This is a genomic window from Adhaeribacter swui (genome assembly GCF_014217805.1).
Taxonomy (GTDB): Bacteria; Bacteroidota; Bacteroidia; order Cytophagales; family Hymenobacteraceae; genus Adhaeribacter; species Adhaeribacter swui.
The window spans coordinates 2,327,492-2,342,334 of record NZ_CP055156.1 but is presented as its reverse complement, the minus strand read 5'-3'; the positions used below and the strand labels follow the sequence as shown (position 1 = coordinate 2,342,334).

Here is a 14,843-nt window from a genome sequence, read left to right as displayed (position 1 = left end):
TTAGGATTTTGCCGTTGATTTAGCAGCCGTTTTGATGGCTGCTTTGATACGCAGATAAGTGGCACAGCGGCAGATATTGCCGTTCATGGTAGTCTCGATCTCTTCGTCCGAAGGATTGGGATTGCTTTTTAACAAAGCCGAGGCGTTCATAATTTGCCCGGCCTGACAGTAGCCGCACTGCGCCACATCGTGCTCCAGCCAGGCTTGTTGTACCGGGTGATCCCCTTTTTCCGAAAGCCCCTCGATGGTGGTAATGGCCTGTTCACCTACCGCCGACACGGGGAGTTGGCAGGAGCGCACGGCTATCTCACCTAGATGAATAGTGCAGGCCCCGCATTGCGCAATACCGCAACCATATTTGGTACCAACCAGGTCCAAATGGTCCCGCAGCACCCATAACATGGGAGTGGCTGGATCCACATCGACCTGCTGGGTTTTTCCATTAACTTTTAAGCTAAATGCAGCCATAGCTTTGTATTTTAAAGGTTTACAATAATATACAAGGTAATAATATACTATCCTAATATGAAGCTTCCTTACGGCTTTACCTTAGCGTGATATTCCTCATCGGTTACCGGCTCCAGCCACACCGTGGCCCCTTTGTGCGAGCTAGTGATAGCAATTTGAATAAATTCCTGATCTGGACTGGCCCCGTGCCAATGCGCCACATTCGGCGGACACTTTACCACCTCTCCTTTCCGCAGGATCCTTTTTGGACTACCCTTTTCCTGATAATAGCCTATTCCGCCAGTGGCGAGCAAAATCTGCCCGGCAGGATGTAAATGCCATTTAGTTCGGGCACCTGGTTCAAAAGTAACATTACCCACTGCCGTTGGATTTAGACTATCACTGACCACCAGTGGCTGTAGCCAGGCGTTACCTACGAAATTACTGTTGGTAATTTTTTCGCCTTTTGCAAAGATAGAGGCTTGATTAACAGAAGTATTCTTATTTTTTTGTGCCTGAGCATGAAAACTTAAAAAGACGAAAACAGCAAAGAAGAAAGTGATTTTTTTTGCAGGATGTTTCATGTTTATACCTTTTACTTCTTTATTGATTTTATTAGGGCGGAAAGAACCTGTTTACCAACTTCTGCTTCTTTCGTTCCACCATTTTCCTCAATCAGGGAAAGTATTTGCATTAACTGCGATTCAGTCAGACCAAGGTTCAAAGCTATGCTCATATGACTTTGCATCATTGGTTCCACTCCTCCTAGGTTGATCAGGGCAGATATAGTAGTAATTTCCCGGTCGGCATAATTCAAAATATCACGTTCAAAAATATCGGCAAACAAATGCTCCTTTAAGAATACTTCTATTTCGGGGCTAAAGGCAGCATAACCGGTTTTGGGTCCATTTTCGGGTTTACCCCTCAAGGTTTCCAATACTTTCTTTCCCCGCTCGTATTTGCTTCCGTTATTTTGTATTGGGGTTGCTTCTTTCCCAATTTTATCCGTTATACCTTTTGCTTTTCTGGCATCTAGCACCGCCATTAAGGTGTTGATTCCTTGTAAGCTCCGGGGAAAGCCACAATAGGCATACAAATGAACCAGCACTTCCTTCGCTTCATTAACGGTAAGGCCTGCATCAAGTGCCTTATGCAAAGCTGAGCTCAATCGAGTAAGGTCTCCTTTCGCAGTAAAGGCAGAAATCGTTACAATATGTTGCTGCCTGGGTGTTAAATTTTGATTTTCACCTGCATTATTTTGAGCCAGCATGGTACTTGAAAAACATAGTAGTAAAACAATAAGCAGTAAACATGATTTAATTTCTTGCATAAGAGAGTTCAGTAATGGCATTTAAACTTAATTTAACTGGGAGAGTAGCTCTGATTAAACAGATTATTTATTTTTAATTTTCCCAAAAATTAACGGCATAGTGGCCACATCCAAAGCTTCCATATCAATCAACTTTAATGATTTTACCATTTTAAGCGTTGTGGTTTTGTATTTTTGGAAATGCAGCGTTTTAAGGTGTTGCTCGTAAGCTGATTTACTGGCATATATTTCCAAAATTCTTATCTGAGTAGGGTTTTCCTTTTGAAACATGGGGAAAATGGATAATACCCCCGGTTCTTTTTTTACCGATGCAGCCGCTTCCTCTTTCAATATAACCTTATATTCTTCTAGATAAGATGGATCTATTTCTATTTCTGAAATACGAACCATCATATCCTTTTGCTGCGCCGATGCTCTATAACTGACCAAGACAGAATGTAAAATAAAAAATATAAAGAGTACTATAGAATTTTTGACCTTCCTATTCGAGTTTTGACTGTCCATTTTAGGCTCGTTTAAAACTTGGTTTATTTTCTGATGTAATTATTTAATTTGTAATATTTTTTGCAGCCACGATTTTATCTCATTTTCTACTTTATTGGCTTTTTCTCCTTCCATCACAAAATAAATTCCGTCTCTTTCCACTCCGCCTTTAGTAGTAAAACCATCCAAGACTCTGCTATTAGGACACAGTGCCTTTACTGTTTCAAAACTGCTCCCAGTTCCGTAGCCCGCGTTGGTATTAAATGGCACAATAGTTTTGCCGCTCAGATTATATTGCTTTAGAAAACTCTTCATGGGAGGTGGTAACTGCATTCCCCAAGTAGGAAAACCAACAAATACCACCTCATAATTTTCAATGCTGTTTATTTTAGTTTTTAAAGGCGGTAAGAAACCAGTAGCATTTTCATTAGCCACCTGATCAACCGTTGTTTTATAATCCTTCGGATAAGGCATTTCTAATTCCAACGCTACCAATGTTCCCCCTACCTGCTTATGAATGATTTCTGCTATGGCTTTAGTATTATTGGTGCGAGACAAATACACAATCAATACTTTTTCCGGCTGTATAGTAGTATCGGTTTCTACATTCAAGTTATCTCTCTCGGATGAAGAACAAGCGGAAAACCAAAGACATACGGCCAACAGCAGGTGCGTCATAGAACTTGTTTATTTCTGATGATTATTTTTAACGGATCTAGTTAGCCTGGAAAAAGTGAGTGATCCCATTTGCCACTGGCCGTTTTCTTTAACATAGACCTCTGTAACCATAAAAGGATTGACAACTTCGTTTCCGCCCACTACTGCTACTAAGTCAATTTCATTTAACAGGATGGCAGTATTACCGATAAAATTCACGGAAGCGGAGTAAACATCAGCTTTTTTGTACCAGATGTTTCCGGATTTGATAACCTCAAGTTCTCTTTCTTTGCCCCAACTTCCTCCCATGTGCACAAACATAGATTTTTCATGAAAAAGGTCGGCCAAAGTATCCACCCGTTTGTCGGCCATCCATTGCCATTTCTGCTTAGAAAGGTCGAGTATTTCCTGATCTGAATGTTGCATTTTTGTATTTGAAGTGCTTGTATTTTTAGTTGAGGAGCAGGACCATTGTACCAGCAGGATGAATGAAAATAGTCCGATAATTTTTAACTTCATGTTCCTATTTACAAGTTTAAGATTAAACTTAACTCTCCTTTGTATCTTGATTGAATCCATGGTTTTTAGGTTAGCAAAGCTTTTATTCCGGTTTACTTACTTCCGGAGTATTCTTCATCCGTAACCTTTTCTAACCAGATGGTTCTTCCTTTTTGTGCAGGACTGGTGGCCAGGTAGGTAACACCAGAGTTAGAGGTTGCCCCGTGCCAATGTTCTACATCCGGTTGACATTTAATTACCTCGCCTTTTCGAACAGTTTGCTTCGGCTTTCCTCTTTCCTGATAATAACCAATACCATCGGTAATCAGTAGAATTTGTCCGCCGGGATGTTTATGCCAATATAACCTAGCCCCGCGCTCCATAGTGGCTACTGCAATACCGTAATTAAAAGTACTATCGGGTGCGCTTAATTCGTTTAGCCAGACATTCCCTACGTGATGAACATTGGGAGACTTTTCACCTTTTGGAAAAATTGAAGCATTTTGCGCCACTACCTCCGTAGAAAGGATACTTGATAATAATAGGATGAAATACAAAATCTGTTTCATTTTTAGCTATATCTCTTAGTTATTTGAATTTTCGACGCTTAAACTACCCCATTTAAGAATTGGTAAAGTCCTAGCGATCAATCATCTTTTGCGCTTGTTCCGAATACCGCATGCCCTGCACTTCAATCTTTGAAAGTGCCCGGTCAATTTCTTTCAGATCAGCACTACTAAGCTTGATCTCAACTGAACCAAGATTTTCCTCTAACCGGTGTATTTTGGTGGTACCCGGAATGGGAACAATCCAGGGCTTCTGGGCCAGCAACCAGGCTAAGGCTATTTGAGCAGACGTTGCCTGCTGCTCCCGCGCTAGATCGCCTAATAAGGCAACCAGAGCTTGATTAGCTTTCCGATTCTCTTCCGAAAAGCGAGGAACTGTGTTGCGAAAATCGGTTTTGTCAAAGGTCGTGTTTTCGTCAATCTTACCGGTTAGGAAACCTTTACCTAGCGGGCTAAAGGGAACAAAACCAATCCCCAACTCTTCTAAGGTAGGTAGTATTTCTGCTTCCGGCTCCCGCCACCAAAGAGAGTATTCACTTTGCAAAGCTGTTACTGGCTGCACCGCATGCGCCCGACGAATGGTATTAACGCCTGCTTCCGACAAGCCAAAGTGTTTTACTTTTCCTTCCTGAATCAAATCTTTGACCGCGCCAGCAACTTCTTCAATCGGAACATTAGGATCTACCCGATGCTGATAAAACAAGTCGATAAAATCTGTTTTCAGGCGCTTGAGGGCGGCTTCCGCTACGGCTCTAATGTTCTCCGGCCGACTATCTGCCCCTAAGGGTGGATTCCCTTCTTTAAAACCAAACTTGGTAGCAAGAACTACCTGATTTCGGAATGGAGCTATAGCTTCGCCCAGCAGTTCTTCGTTGGTGAACGGACCGTATGCTTCTGCTGTGTCAAAGAAGGTAGCACCCCGTTCAAAGGCGGCTTGAATTAGCTTAATGCCTTCTGCTTTATCTATGGTGGGGCCTAAACCAAAGCTCAATCCCATGCAGCCCAAACCTAAAGCTGATACTTCTAAACCGCTGTTTCCTAATTCTCTTTTTTGCATATGCATTAGCTTTAAAAATTAAATATCTACCCTGGTCTGACCGATCCATTTCACCATGGCCGGATCCCGGTGATCGAAGAAAAGGCTGGCCTTTTGATCCATGGTAGCGATTGTATCCATATCTTCTTGGCTTAAATCAAAATCAAAAATGCTAAAGTTTTCGGCAATGCGTTCTGGACGAACCGATTTAGGAATAGCCACTACGCCTCTCTGGGTAAGCCACCGTAACACTACTTGCGCTATTGTTTTATTGTATTTTTGACCGATAGTCTTTAGAAGCTCATTCTGGAACAGGTTGTTTTTGCCTTCCGCAAATGGCCCCCAGGATTCAATTTGCACTTTGTTTTCTTCCAGAAACTTTTGTGCTTCTACTTGCTGGTGGAAAGGATGGGTTTCAATTTGATTTACTGCGGGTACAATTGTGGCATGAATTATTAAATCAATTACCCGGTCCGGGTGAAAGTTGCTCACCCCAATGGCTTTAATTTTACCTTCCCAATAGAGTTCCTGCATAGCCCGCCAAGCACCGTGCACATCGCCATAAGGTTGGTGAATCAAATAAAGATCCAGGTAGTCTAATTGTAAACGCTCCAAGGAGCGTTCAAATGCCTTTTGAGCACTCTCGTACCCAGCATCCTGCACCCAAAGCTTCGTGGTAATAAATAGTTCTTCCCGAGGTACCCCACTTCTTTTAATAGCTCGACCGACGGCTTCTTCATTCAGATAAACAGCCGCGGTATCAATTAACCGATAACCTGTTTGTATCGCTTCGTACACACTTCTTTCGCATTCTTCCGGGTCAGGAACTTGAAACACGCCAAAACCCAGAAGAGGCATTTCCACCCCATTATTTAATTTAACCTTCTGCATCATATATCTTCTTTTAACTGGAATTAATTGTTACACTGCAAAGGTCTTATGTTTTATCTGCCTTACTTGTATACAGATTCCGGAATTACATACCAATATTCCTGATGCTGTAGAACCTTATAAGAAAGTGCCCCTAAAAGCAGTAATTTTGATTTAGCTAAAACATTAGTGCTATGGAAAATTTGAGAAGATTTGAGACAGTGCAGGATTATAACACCTTTAACAATCAGGAGACCCTGCACCCTCTGGTGAGTGTAATTGATATGTCAAAAGCCAATCCAAGGAAAGCCTCTAATATGTATTTTGGTTTTTATACCGTTTTTTTAAAAGAAGTAAAATGCGGGGATCTGCGGTATGGTCGAGAAACTTATGATTACCAGGAAGGCACGCTGGTATTTATTGCCCCTGGGCAAGTAGTTAGCGTGGACAGTAGTGGAGAAATTTACCAACCGAAAGGATATGCCTTAGTTTTTCATTCGGATTTAATCCATGGCACTGCCTTAGGACGGCACATGCCAGACTATACTTTTTTTGGTTATCAATCCAATGAAGCCCTGCATTTGTCAGAACGAGAGAGAAAAATTGTGTTGGAATGTTTCTCAAAAATAGAGTATGAATTAGATCACGCCATTGATAAGCATAGTAAAAGATTAATCGTATCGAATATTGAAATGCTTTTAAATTATTGCGTTCGGTTTTACGACCGGCAATTTATTACCCGAGAAAACATCCATCTGGGAATTTTAGAAAGATTTGAGCATTTATTAAATGAGTATTATCAGACCGACAAACCTCAGACAGTTGGTTTGCCTTCAGTAGCATATTGTGCCAGTGAATTAAATATATCGCCTAAGTACTTTGGAGACCTCATCAAAAAAGAAACGGGAACTACCGCGCAGGAGTATATTCAATTAAAGGTAATGGACGTGGCAAAAGAAAGAATATTCGACCAAAGTAAATCGGTAAGCCAAATTGCCTACGAATTAGGCTTTAAGTATCCGCAGCATTTTACCCGGTTATTTAAGCAACGAGTGGGGCACTCCCCTAACGAATTTCGCAGCTCTTTAAATTAATAAGAATTTGATTTTCTTCCAGCAAAGGGCATGTAGGAATATTATATGATAAACATCTTACTTAAAAGCCAGGATAATTATTAATTATTCTGTTTAATGCTAAAATAGAACCAAGATTATTTAGCAAAATATACCTGCAGCCGGTTTACTTGGCGAATGTGGCGCGCCTTCTTTTTTTCTCCTTCCACAATGATTTGAAAAGGCCCTTGGTCCGCCTTTAACCAGGAACCATCCATGCGGTTAGCCAATATGATTTTCTTATCCGAAAACGCCTCATCCACTTCGGCCAAAGAAAACAGCACCTGGTAACCATCGCTGGCTTCCAAGAGCAGGTATTTGGTCAGGTTTTCTCCTTTTAGCTCTTCTCCGAGTGTCGCACCCGCTTTCTTCAAGATAGTCGCTAGTAGCACACCCGAATAAGAATGGACTTTATTCTGGCGATCGGTGGCTTGCACCGTGGTTTTTTCCATTTTATCTAAGTCCGTCAGCGTTAAGGTGAGCGGCGTAGTGACTTCCCCTTCTACCCGGAAGGAAGGAGCGGATCCAGCGGTTTGTGCGCGCAGGCTGAATGAAGAAAGCCACGCGGTAAAAACAAGTAGAAAGAATTTATTTTTCATGGTTGGAATGCTTAAAGAATAAAAGAAATGAGCAGTTTGGGTAAATCGATAGGATGGTTACAGGTTACTAAAGACCAGATTGACAAAGTAATTGCGTCCGGCTTCCGGAAAACCTTCTACTAGGGTATAATTCTTATCAAACAAGTTGTTTACCCCTCCTTCCACGGAAACGCCCCGGTACACCTTCACTTGCGCCCGCAGGTTTAGGAGCGTAAAGCCCGCGGATTTAATGCCGTAGCTAGTACTGTAGCGGGAGGAATTATACTCGGCACTCGCCGTCAACCCGCCCCGGTCCTGATAGGTATAGCTAGAAAATACCAGCACCTTGTGCTCGGGAGCATCGATGAATTTTAGATCCTTGTTACTGCGGTTAACCCGGTGCAAGTAACTGTACTGCCCGCCCGCTTTCCAATCCGTTAAGATGGGGTATTGTGCGCTGAACTCCGCCCCGGAAAATGCCGCCTTCCCCGTGTTTTGCAACTGGAAAATATTAGGCTGCACATTGTTTACTTGCTGGATCACGTCCTGGATCCGGCTGTAGAAAAGATTGGCCACTACTTGCCACTTTTCCTGGAAGGTGGCCTGGTAGCTGGCTTCGTAATGCAGGGCTGTTTCGGCTTTTAAATCCGGGTTCGGAATGGCCGCGCCCATGCGGTAGGAATACCGGTCTTTAATGGTGGCAAAGCGGGACTTACGGGCTACGGAAAAAGACAAGCGCTGCTGCGCCGTTAACTGGTACAATACGCCTACCTGGGCGTTGAAAGCGTAGTTCTCGTTTTCCGGCAAATCGGTGATTTCTTTTGTGGTGGCGTTATAGTTCTGCGCTTCCAGGCTGTGGCGCAGGTTTAAACTAATACCCGGCAAGAGCGTTAATTTATCGGTGATCTGGTAGGTATCTTCGATGCCCAGTGAAGCCGTATAATCCCGGAACGTGCGCTCGGGTTCCCCCAGGTTGTATTCCTGGTGTTGGTCATTCTTGTACTGCAACGCCGCTTTTAGCGCGTGTTTTTCGGGCCAGTTGCGGTGGTACTCGACCGCCGCGCCGTAAGTGTCATCGTGGTAAAAGCTTTGAAAAGAAGAAGGCCGGTTCTGGGTAGTATAGGTCTTATCATCAAAAGCTTTCAGCAAATTGCGGAACTGGTCGTAGTACACCCGGGTCTTAAGTGCGCTGTTGGCACCTAGGCCGGTAGTAGAGACAAAGTACAAACTTTCCTTGTTCCAGTAGGGCCATTGCCAGAACCGCGCCCGTTGCTGCGGGTCGTTGCCCACGTAGGGCGGGTTGCCCTTCTCCCCCGTTGATTCACGTAGCTCAGCGCGTACTCGTCTTTTTCCCGCGGGGTGAAACCCACCTTCAGAGTATATTTGGCATCTTCCCGGTAAGCATTATCCCGATCTTTGCCATCTTCGTTTTCTTTCGGGGTAAAATCATCCGCTAAAGGAAAGGTTTCCTGTTTTAACCGGGAGGCGCTGCCCTGCACGTAAAACTTACCCAGGTTAGAGCCTACGTTTAAGCTTAAGCGTTGTCCCTGCCTACTCAGCCAACCGGCCCTCGTTTCCAGCTCTAATTTCTTAAGGGGTTTGCGGGAAACGATGTTAATGGCTCCGCCCAGGGTATTGGCCCCGTAGGTCACCGAAGAAAAACCTTTGGCCACGTTGATCTGCGCCACGTCAAACGTGGTAAAGCGCGCCAGATCCACGTACCCATCGTAGGGAACGTAGACCGGCACCCCGTCAATAAAAACGGGCACTTGCCGTAGATCAAATCCCCGGACCAGAACTACGGATTCATTGCGGGCCCCTACGCCGGCTAAGTTGACGCCCGGTAATAAGTTCAGGGCGTGCGATACGTCCAGGCGGTTAAAACTTTCCAGTTGCTCGCTAGTGACGGTCGTATTTTCTTCCGTCTGGCGGCCGCTGATCACCACTTCACCTAACTTAAATACCCGTTGGGTCAGCCCGGTGGAATCCGCCGGAGCGGTTTGGCCGAAAGCCGAAAAACGAAAGCAAGCTAGCAAGCAGAAAAGGTAGAGTGGACGCATATAAATTAGTTTTGAGAAACCGGTAAAGATGGAAAGGGGTCGGCAAATGCCGGATTTTGCACAAAGGAAGAATCCGTTAATAGGTGTAGAAAAGCGATAATAGCCTGCTTTTCGGTGGCCGTTAAAGCCAAGGTTGGACCATGGGGATCATTCGAGACATCTTTTAAAAAAGGACTCAAATTCGCGGCCCGTAGAGGACCGTTATAATGCGCCAAAACTTCTTCCAGGGTTTGAAAACGTCCGTCGTGCATGTAAGGCGCCGTTAAAGCAATGTTACGCAAGGTAGGTACTTTAAAGCGGCCGTGATCGGCCAAAGAACCCGTAATGCTTTGCCGGCCAGTGTCCGAATAAATAGAATTCAAACCGTTGTTATGAAATACGTCCAGGTAGGTTTTTACGCCCCCGTGACAATGGGCGCAGTTAGCCCCCCGGCTATTCTTTTCGGGTTGGGGACCATTGGTAAACAACGCCAGGCCTTGCAGCTCTAGGGAGGTAGGTTGGTACTGACCCCTTAAGTATTGATCGTAGCGTGAATTAGCCGAGATCAGCGTTCTTTCGAATTGGGCTAATGCCTGGAGTAAGCGCTTAGCAGTAATGGCGGTATCCCCGAAAGCGGCTTTAAATAAGGGAGGATACAACGGGGTTTTCCGGAGCTGGTGCACGGATACCGCTAACGGCTGGCCCATTTCGTGGGGGTTGGTTAAAGGAAAGAGCGCTTGATCTTCCAAGCTGGCACTTCGCCCGTCCCAGAAAAATTTGCGGTTCCAGAGCAAGTTAACCAGCGCCATGGAGTTGCGGCTGGTTGATTTTTGATCCACGCCCGTGCTAAAGGCTTTCCCGTCGGTAAAGGCCCGTTGTTGTTGGTGACAGCTGCCGCAGGATAATTGATTATTAGCCGAAAGCTTGGTTTCGTAGAACAGGTACCTGCCCAAAGCTACTCCCGCCTGGGTAGTGGGATTGTCGGCAGGAATTGTAAAACGCTGGCCAAAGTTAGTAGGAAACTCGAAAAGATAAGGATGGGCCGGAGGGGCGTTGGCAATCCAGCCCACTAACAGCGGCACCAAGAGCAAGAGTATACCCGCTCTTTTATGCCGCAACTTTGATTTAGCCGCTATTTTGAAAAGCCGTTTCATTCAGAAAACTATTCCTCCCAGCTGGCCACTTAGAACCGGCTAACCGTTATATTTTTAAATATATAACGGTAAAGTTAGAAATGAATCGGTAATAGTCAAGGGTAAACGATTGAACTTCTAATTGGTGGATTAATAAACTTACCTCCGAAAAACGTTTACTTTTTATGAAGAAAAACAAAGGCAGTGCTAAAAAATGCAGCACTGCCTTTGTTTTATAAAGATTGCTGGGGATGAAAATGCCGGCGGAGGTGCATCAGAAAAGAACGCAGGAACTGCATCAAATCAAACTCTTTTTCCCATTGTTCCCGGTCCACGCTATTGATTAAAACCGTTGCTTCCAGGTTGTCCAGGTATTGTTGCAGTTGGTGCACCTGGTGCTGGATCCCATCCAGGAATTCGATGAAAGCCGTGAGCGTATGTTCGGTAAGCTGAGGCTGGTTGGCAATGATCAGGATGGTTTGACCATTTTCTTGCTTGGTGGTGATGCTCATGGTCCCGTCGCTTTATACTCGCCCAAACAATTAAACACATCTTTCATTTCGAACAAGAAGCCCAGGGTATTTTTTAGATCCAGGGGTTCAGTATCGCGGTCAAAGGATTGGCTGACAAAGCGGATGGTCTCTTCAAAGCGCTGAGCCAGCTGGGCCGGATTGTTAGCGCACCTTTCTTTTAGGAACTGAGTTAAAGGTTGAATATTGAGGTAACGGTTGGTTTCCGGATTTAACACGAGCAAAGGCTGACCTTGACAAAGAGAATCTTTCATGATGCGGGTTGGTTAGCAGTAAATTTTTGGCCGGGCAACAGACGCCAATGTCCCACCGGTGCCAGTACTTTGGAGGTTGATTTCGGTTTGATTATACGCGCTCCTAATGACTGGTGAGTAGTCGGAGATGGTACCCCAAAATAGTTACACGCTGGGGCCTGATCAGGTAAGCGCCTGTTTTTTCTAATCTCTGCCTTAATCGTATTGCGAGTTGCTAGTACCCAGGTTTGTAAGGGCACGCTGCCGAGGTAAAGAGCTAGGCGCAGGGCTAGTAGGGCATTGACCCAAACAATGCCCGCTCTGCTTTGCAACACCAGATCTAGTTTGTCTTCTGGTTCAATGAACCAAGCCAGACCGGAATTTAACCGGAGAATTTGGTAGAGTTTTTCATTTGCCAGGTGAGCCGCAATTACTTCTTTGGTTTGGGGCAAACTCAAGAAGAGTGCTAAATTTTGCCCGCATTGGTGTGCCATAGCCGTGGCATTGTAAAGTAGGTAATTACAAGAGCAATCAATTTCTAAGCCGAGTGGTTGCTCAGAATAGAGGTGGCCATTAGGATTAGGTGAAGCAATGGTGTGCTCGGCGCGGTTGAAAGCCGGAGCATTGTTTTGCGAATTAATTTGCATAACTTTGAGGTGCTAAAATGTTTGACAATGATTTGTTGAACTGGCCCGATGTCCCCACATCGGGCTTTTTTATTTATTAAGTGTGCATTCTTCTTTCAATCTCTTGATTCTGTTTTTCTCTAACATGAACTTCTAAGCTGCGGGAAGGTATTTTCTTGGACTTGGAAATATAAGAGCGATTGTTGAGCAAGAGCCGGAGCATGTCGGCTTCGCTTTCCGGAATCTGATTGATAGCCGCTTGTTCAAAATCATATTCTCCTTGGTCTTCTACCTGGATGTTTCCGTATTTTGCTTCGTGGACCTGAGCCAAGGCTTCTTCGTACTTTTTGAGTTTGTTCTTTTCCAGAGCCACGTTTTTTCTGGATTTAGAAATAAGCTGTTTAAGCACGAGTTCCTGCTTATTCTTTTGCACAATATCACCCATGGTTTGATAGAAAAAGTGCCGTTGCTGCCGAAACCAGAGGAGAAAAGCCGTTTTCTTTTGTAACTGTTCCGGAGTTCGGTTTGTATCTGATACACTATGAATCCAATGCTCCACTTCTAAAGCAGGGATACAAAGCATATCTCTCTTACTTCCGTCCGCGGCAACCGCCTTTGTCGTTTTTAATATTCCCGAAAAAAGGAGACTTTCCTGAAGATTCTTAGTCTGCCATACATGATCCAGATCCAATATCTCACAAATCACTTTTACAGGTATTAATTTTTGATTATCCAGAGGAATAATGCCAATTGTATTACCCTCAAATTCTAGTTTTTCTAATTGCTCTTGTTCATTCATAATTTATTTAGGTTATAGGTTGGTGACGTAATAACTCTTAAACCTCTTTGACTTTGAATCCAACTGTATAAGCTAGCTTATACAGTTGGCAACTAATTAGCCCTTTTTATGAGCAGCTATATAAGTTAGCTTATACAAAATAAGGTTAATCAGAATCGGCCATATATCTGTTTGTTATAAAAATATCTAATTGATACAAATATATCTAACAGATACTAACAAACAAAATTTTGGTAAAAAATATTTAATAGATATATTTGTATCAGTTAGATATTAATAAAAAAATGGCCAAAATTCAATTAGACTTACCAGAAGAAGTACATTTTGAAGTAAAAGAGCAACAATTGAAAATCGAGAAGGAAACGAAGAAAAGAGCTTCGTTAAAAGATGTTTATGAAATTGTAATCCGAAAAGGTTTAGAAGTCATGAAAGCCCAAAACAATAGCAAATAGCTAAGCATCAACTAACAATCTACTGTTGTTTTAATTTAATTATTGCTAGTCCATAGCTCGGAAATCATAGGGCAATAATTCTAAAAAAGCCAGTCTCAAAAATTTTTAACAAAAAAGGCATTTCCAGCTTCCTAGCTAGGTTTTTGCCCCGAAAAACATATCTCCCAGTCTCAAAATCCGGCTGCGCACCCCGGCTTGCACTATCGGCAACCGGCAACTTTCCCTGGCAACTTTTACGATATATGACGGGGACTCCACTACCAAAAAGGCCGATTGCAGCCAACTGACCGAGGAACGTACTGGCAACTTCCAGTCAGCTCCCAGCCAGTCAACTGGCAACTATTCCGGCCAGTCAAGCATCGACCATTCCTTCCCAGAATGATTCTGGCCGGCAGTTTCTAGCGAAGCCAACCTGGTTCCTAATAGAACTTCGTTAGTCGCAAAACTGGATTCTGGAGAGCAATAAAAAAGCCAGCTACCAGCTGGCTTTGTCGGGCCTCCAAGTGGCCGGACCAGTAACAAGACAAATGCGGAACCTCTAAACTTACATTTCCACAACCTTTTTCATTCGTTTGCGTGAGGCAAACACCTTTATGGCGCACAGGTATGGCAGCACTTGCTGAACCTTCAAAGGGAAGATACCTAGCTTGGCCTGATCCAGGCGGTAACGCTGGTACGCTTTCTTAATGGTCTCAAACTTCACATCACTCTCATCCCAGTCGTACTTGGCCATGAAAGCTTCAATGGCGTATCGCTGCTCCACCCCGTGCGCTTCCAGGTTCTCGATGTAGGCACAAAACTCCTGCTGGATTAAGTCTTCCACCAGGTTGTTTAACTGAATGCTGGTGTAGTCGTCCAGGTTGCGGCAGCCCCGCTTCCAAAAGTCCCGGGAAGAAACCACAATGGGGTAGGTCGCCGCGTACTGGCCGATGCGTTTGGAAGCGCGGCTCTCGGTTGTGGGCCGGCGCATCATCTGGTACAAGACAATACCAATCGCATCGCGTTTACTGATGGTGTACAAATTCCCGTAGCGGGCCACTAAATACTTCTGCACATAAGGTTTAACGGGAACTTTGAGCGTAATCTGCATATATTCGGGACTTGAATATACTAAAATTAATCCGCCCCCGATGCTCTCAAAAGGACATTTGCCCTAGAATAATTCAATATTAAACTTCCTGGTCTAAAGTTTATCACTGCACCCAAGCTTAACTGCTGCAAAGCATGGATCTTTCCCTAGCAAAAGGATTTGTTTCTCTTAACTACCGGCCGGGGTAAACTATTAAAAAAGTTCTATTCTGCTTTTTACTTGGTAAATTAAGGTAATAGTTGAAATGCTCCTCCGTTTTTGAAAAAAGCGAAAAATCCAGAATAGTTGATTTTCGTGTTTCCCAGTTTCCCACTTTCCCCATCTTTGATTATCAACCACTTACAATTTAAGCAGGTGGGAAACT

Annotated in this window: 20 protein-coding genes; 2 read left to right on the top strand and 18 right to left on the bottom strand. The window is 44.0% G+C overall.

The annotated features are described in order from the left end of the window. From HUW51_RS10255 to HUW51_RS10215, 9 genes are all read right to left on the bottom strand, one after another. Nucleotides 1-468 carry a (2Fe-2S)-binding protein gene (locus HUW51_RS10255; RefSeq protein WP_185273943.1) on the bottom strand — a complete coding sequence of 156 codons (468 nt, stop codon included), beginning with the start codon at nucleotides 466-468 and terminating at the stop codon, nucleotides 1-3. A 68-nt stretch (nucleotides 469-536) separates the two neighbouring features. Next, complete coding sequence (locus HUW51_RS10250) at nucleotides 537-1,031, bottom strand: cupin domain-containing protein (RefSeq protein ID WP_185273942.1); 495 nt, start codon at nucleotides 1,029-1,031, stop codon at nucleotides 537-539. 11 nt (nucleotides 1,032-1,042) lie between these two features. Then, nucleotides 1,043-1,777, bottom strand: coding sequence for a carboxymuconolactone decarboxylase family protein (locus HUW51_RS10245; protein WP_185273941.1), 735 nt, complete (start codon nucleotides 1,775-1,777; stop codon nucleotides 1,043-1,045). Nucleotides 1,778-1,840: 63 nt separating this feature from the next. Continuing rightward, on the bottom strand, nucleotides 1,841-2,281 hold the full coding sequence (locus HUW51_RS10240; RefSeq protein ID WP_228466991.1) for a putative quinol monooxygenase: 441 nt from the start codon (nucleotides 2,279-2,281) through the stop codon (nucleotides 1,841-1,843). Between the two features lie 39 nt (nucleotides 2,282-2,320). Further along, nucleotides 2,321-2,938, bottom strand: coding sequence for a flavodoxin family protein (locus tag HUW51_RS10235; RefSeq protein WP_185273940.1), 618 nt, complete (start codon nucleotides 2,936-2,938; stop codon nucleotides 2,321-2,323). Between the two features lie 9 nt (nucleotides 2,939-2,947). Further along, nucleotides 2,948-3,436 carry a nuclear transport factor 2 family protein gene (locus tag HUW51_RS10230; protein ID WP_185273939.1) on the bottom strand — a complete coding sequence of 163 codons (489 nt, stop codon included), beginning with the start codon at nucleotides 3,434-3,436 and terminating at the stop codon, nucleotides 2,948-2,950. 92 nt (nucleotides 3,437-3,528) lie between these two features. Beyond that, nucleotides 3,529-3,984 carry a cupin domain-containing protein gene (locus tag HUW51_RS10225; RefSeq protein ID WP_185273938.1) on the bottom strand — a complete coding sequence of 152 codons (456 nt, stop codon included), beginning with the start codon at nucleotides 3,982-3,984 and terminating at the stop codon, nucleotides 3,529-3,531. 70 nt (nucleotides 3,985-4,054) lie between these two features. After that, nucleotides 4,055-5,038, bottom strand: a complete 984-nt coding sequence (locus HUW51_RS10220; RefSeq protein WP_185273937.1) for an aldo/keto reductase — start codon at nucleotides 5,036-5,038, stop codon at nucleotides 4,055-4,057. An 18-nt stretch (nucleotides 5,039-5,056) separates the two neighbouring features. Beyond that, the gene (locus HUW51_RS10215; RefSeq protein WP_317175623.1) at nucleotides 5,057-5,911 is read right to left on the bottom strand and encodes an aldo/keto reductase; all 855 of its coding nucleotides are present in this window, start codon (nucleotides 5,909-5,911) and stop codon (nucleotides 5,057-5,059) included. 170 nt (nucleotides 5,912-6,081) lie between these two features. Between HUW51_RS10215 and HUW51_RS10210 the strand changes: the two genes are divergently transcribed. After that, nucleotides 6,082-6,981, top strand: a complete 900-nt coding sequence (locus tag HUW51_RS10210; RefSeq protein WP_185273936.1) for a helix-turn-helix domain-containing protein — start codon at nucleotides 6,082-6,084, stop codon at nucleotides 6,979-6,981. A 116-nt stretch (nucleotides 6,982-7,097) separates the two neighbouring features. Here the strand turns inward: HUW51_RS10210 and HUW51_RS10205 are convergent, their stop codons facing one another. From HUW51_RS10205 to HUW51_RS10175, 8 genes are all read right to left on the bottom strand, one after another. Beyond that, the gene (locus HUW51_RS10205; RefSeq protein ID WP_185273935.1) at nucleotides 7,098-7,598 is read right to left on the bottom strand and encodes a molybdopterin-dependent oxidoreductase; all 501 of its coding nucleotides are present in this window, start codon (nucleotides 7,596-7,598) and stop codon (nucleotides 7,098-7,100) included. A 57-nt stretch (nucleotides 7,599-7,655) separates the two neighbouring features. Next, a complete protein-coding gene (locus tag HUW51_RS24565) occupies nucleotides 7,656-8,867 on the bottom strand; it encodes a TonB-dependent receptor plug domain-containing protein (RefSeq protein ID WP_228466990.1) in 1,212 nt (403 codons plus the stop codon). Further along, complete coding sequence (locus HUW51_RS24560; RefSeq protein WP_228466989.1) at nucleotides 8,777-9,637, bottom strand: TonB-dependent receptor plug domain-containing protein; 861 nt, start codon at nucleotides 9,635-9,637, stop codon at nucleotides 8,777-8,779. Before HUW51_RS24560 ends, HUW51_RS24565 begins: the two co-directional genes overlap by 91 nt. 5 nt (nucleotides 9,638-9,642) lie before the next feature. Beyond that, nucleotides 9,643-10,770 carry a cytochrome-c peroxidase gene (locus tag HUW51_RS10195; protein ID WP_185273934.1) on the bottom strand — a complete coding sequence of 376 codons (1,128 nt, stop codon included), beginning with the start codon at nucleotides 10,768-10,770 and terminating at the stop codon, nucleotides 9,643-9,645. A 212-nt stretch (nucleotides 10,771-10,982) separates the two neighbouring features. Continuing rightward, nucleotides 10,983-11,261 (bottom strand): hypothetical protein, encoded by a 279-nt coding sequence (locus HUW51_RS10190; RefSeq protein ID WP_185273933.1) that lies wholly within the window; start codon nucleotides 11,259-11,261, stop codon nucleotides 10,983-10,985. Continuing rightward, on the bottom strand, nucleotides 11,258-11,533 hold the full coding sequence (locus HUW51_RS10185) for a hypothetical protein (RefSeq protein WP_185273932.1): 276 nt from the start codon (nucleotides 11,531-11,533) through the stop codon (nucleotides 11,258-11,260). The genes HUW51_RS10190 and HUW51_RS10185 overlap by 4 nt, the downstream gene beginning before the upstream one ends. Next, a complete protein-coding gene (locus tag HUW51_RS10180; RefSeq protein ID WP_185273931.1) occupies nucleotides 11,530-12,159 on the bottom strand; it encodes a hypothetical protein in 630 nt (209 codons plus the stop codon). The genes HUW51_RS10185 and HUW51_RS10180 overlap by 4 nt, the downstream gene beginning before the upstream one ends. 76 nt (nucleotides 12,160-12,235) lie before the next feature. Further along, a complete protein-coding gene (locus HUW51_RS10175; RefSeq protein WP_185273929.1) occupies nucleotides 12,236-12,937 on the bottom strand; it encodes a phage antirepressor N-terminal domain-containing protein in 702 nt (233 codons plus the stop codon). A gap of 284 nt (nucleotides 12,938-13,221) precedes the next feature. On the opposite strand from HUW51_RS10175, the gene HUW51_RS10170 reads away from it, so the two are divergent. Beyond that, nucleotides 13,222-13,389, top strand: a complete 168-nt coding sequence (locus tag HUW51_RS10170; RefSeq protein WP_185273927.1) for a hypothetical protein — start codon at nucleotides 13,222-13,224, stop codon at nucleotides 13,387-13,389. A gap of 544 nt (nucleotides 13,390-13,933) precedes the next feature. On the opposite strand, the gene HUW51_RS10165 is transcribed toward HUW51_RS10170, so the two are convergent. Further along, nucleotides 13,934-14,479 (bottom strand): hypothetical protein, encoded by a 546-nt coding sequence (locus HUW51_RS10165; protein WP_185273926.1) that lies wholly within the window; start codon nucleotides 14,477-14,479, stop codon nucleotides 13,934-13,936. Between the last annotated feature and the right edge of the window lie 364 nt (nucleotides 14,480-14,843).

Coding starts and splice junctions, on each gene's coding strand:
- HUW51_RS10245 (WP_185273941.1), bottom strand. CDS start 1,777: ATGCAAGAAATTAAATCATGTTTACTGCTTATTGTTTTACTACTATGT.
- HUW51_RS10250 (WP_185273942.1), bottom strand. CDS start 1,031: ATGAAACATCCTGCAAAAAAAATCACTTTCTTCTTTGCTGTTTTCGTC.
- HUW51_RS10170 (WP_185273927.1), top strand. CDS start 13,222: ATGGCCAAAATTCAATTAGACTTACCAGAAGAAGTACATTTTGAAGTA.
- HUW51_RS10185 (WP_185273932.1), bottom strand. CDS start 11,533: ATGAAAGATTCTCTTTGTCAAGGTCAGCCTTTGCTCGTGTTAAATCCG.
- HUW51_RS10180 (WP_185273931.1), bottom strand. CDS start 12,159: ATGCAAATTAATTCGCAAAACAATGCTCCGGCTTTCAACCGCGCCGAG.
- HUW51_RS10210 (WP_185273936.1), top strand. CDS start 6,082: ATGGAAAATTTGAGAAGATTTGAGACAGTGCAGGATTATAACACCTTT.
- HUW51_RS10175 (WP_185273929.1), bottom strand. CDS start 12,937: ATGAATGAACAAGAGCAATTAGAAAAACTAGAATTTGAGGGTAATACA.
- HUW51_RS10230 (WP_185273939.1), bottom strand. CDS start 3,436: ATGAAGTTAAAAATTATCGGACTATTTTCATTCATCCTGCTGGTACAA.
- HUW51_RS10165 (WP_185273926.1), bottom strand. CDS start 14,479: ATGCAGATTACGCTCAAAGTTCCCGTTAAACCTTATGTGCAGAAGTAT.
- HUW51_RS24560 (WP_228466989.1), bottom strand. CDS start 9,637: ATGCGTCCACTCTACCTTTTCTGCTTGCTAGCTTGCTTTCGTTTTTCG.
- HUW51_RS10240 (WP_228466991.1), bottom strand. CDS start 2,281: ATGGACAGTCAAAACTCGAATAGGAAGGTCAAAAATTCTATAGTACTC.
- HUW51_RS10215 (WP_317175623.1), bottom strand. CDS start 5,911: ATGATGCAGAAGGTTAAATTAAATAATGGGGTGGAAATGCCTCTTCTG.
- HUW51_RS10235 (WP_185273940.1), bottom strand. CDS start 2,938: ATGACGCACCTGCTGTTGGCCGTATGTCTTTGGTTTTCCGCTTGTTCT.
- HUW51_RS10255 (WP_185273943.1), bottom strand. CDS start 468: ATGGCTGCATTTAGCTTAAAAGTTAATGGAAAAACCCAGCAGGTCGAT.
- HUW51_RS10195 (WP_185273934.1), bottom strand. CDS start 10,770: ATGAAACGGCTTTTCAAAATAGCGGCTAAATCAAAGTTGCGGCATAAA.
- HUW51_RS10190 (WP_185273933.1), bottom strand. CDS start 11,261: ATGAGCATCACCACCAAGCAAGAAAATGGTCAAACCATCCTGATCATT.
- HUW51_RS10205 (WP_185273935.1), bottom strand. CDS start 7,598: ATGAAAAATAAATTCTTTCTACTTGTTTTTACCGCGTGGCTTTCTTCA.
- HUW51_RS10220 (WP_185273937.1), bottom strand. CDS start 5,038: ATGCAAAAAAGAGAATTAGGAAACAGCGGTTTAGAAGTATCAGCTTTA.
- HUW51_RS10225 (WP_185273938.1), bottom strand. CDS start 3,984: ATGAAACAGATTTTGTATTTCATCCTATTATTATCAAGTATCCTTTCT.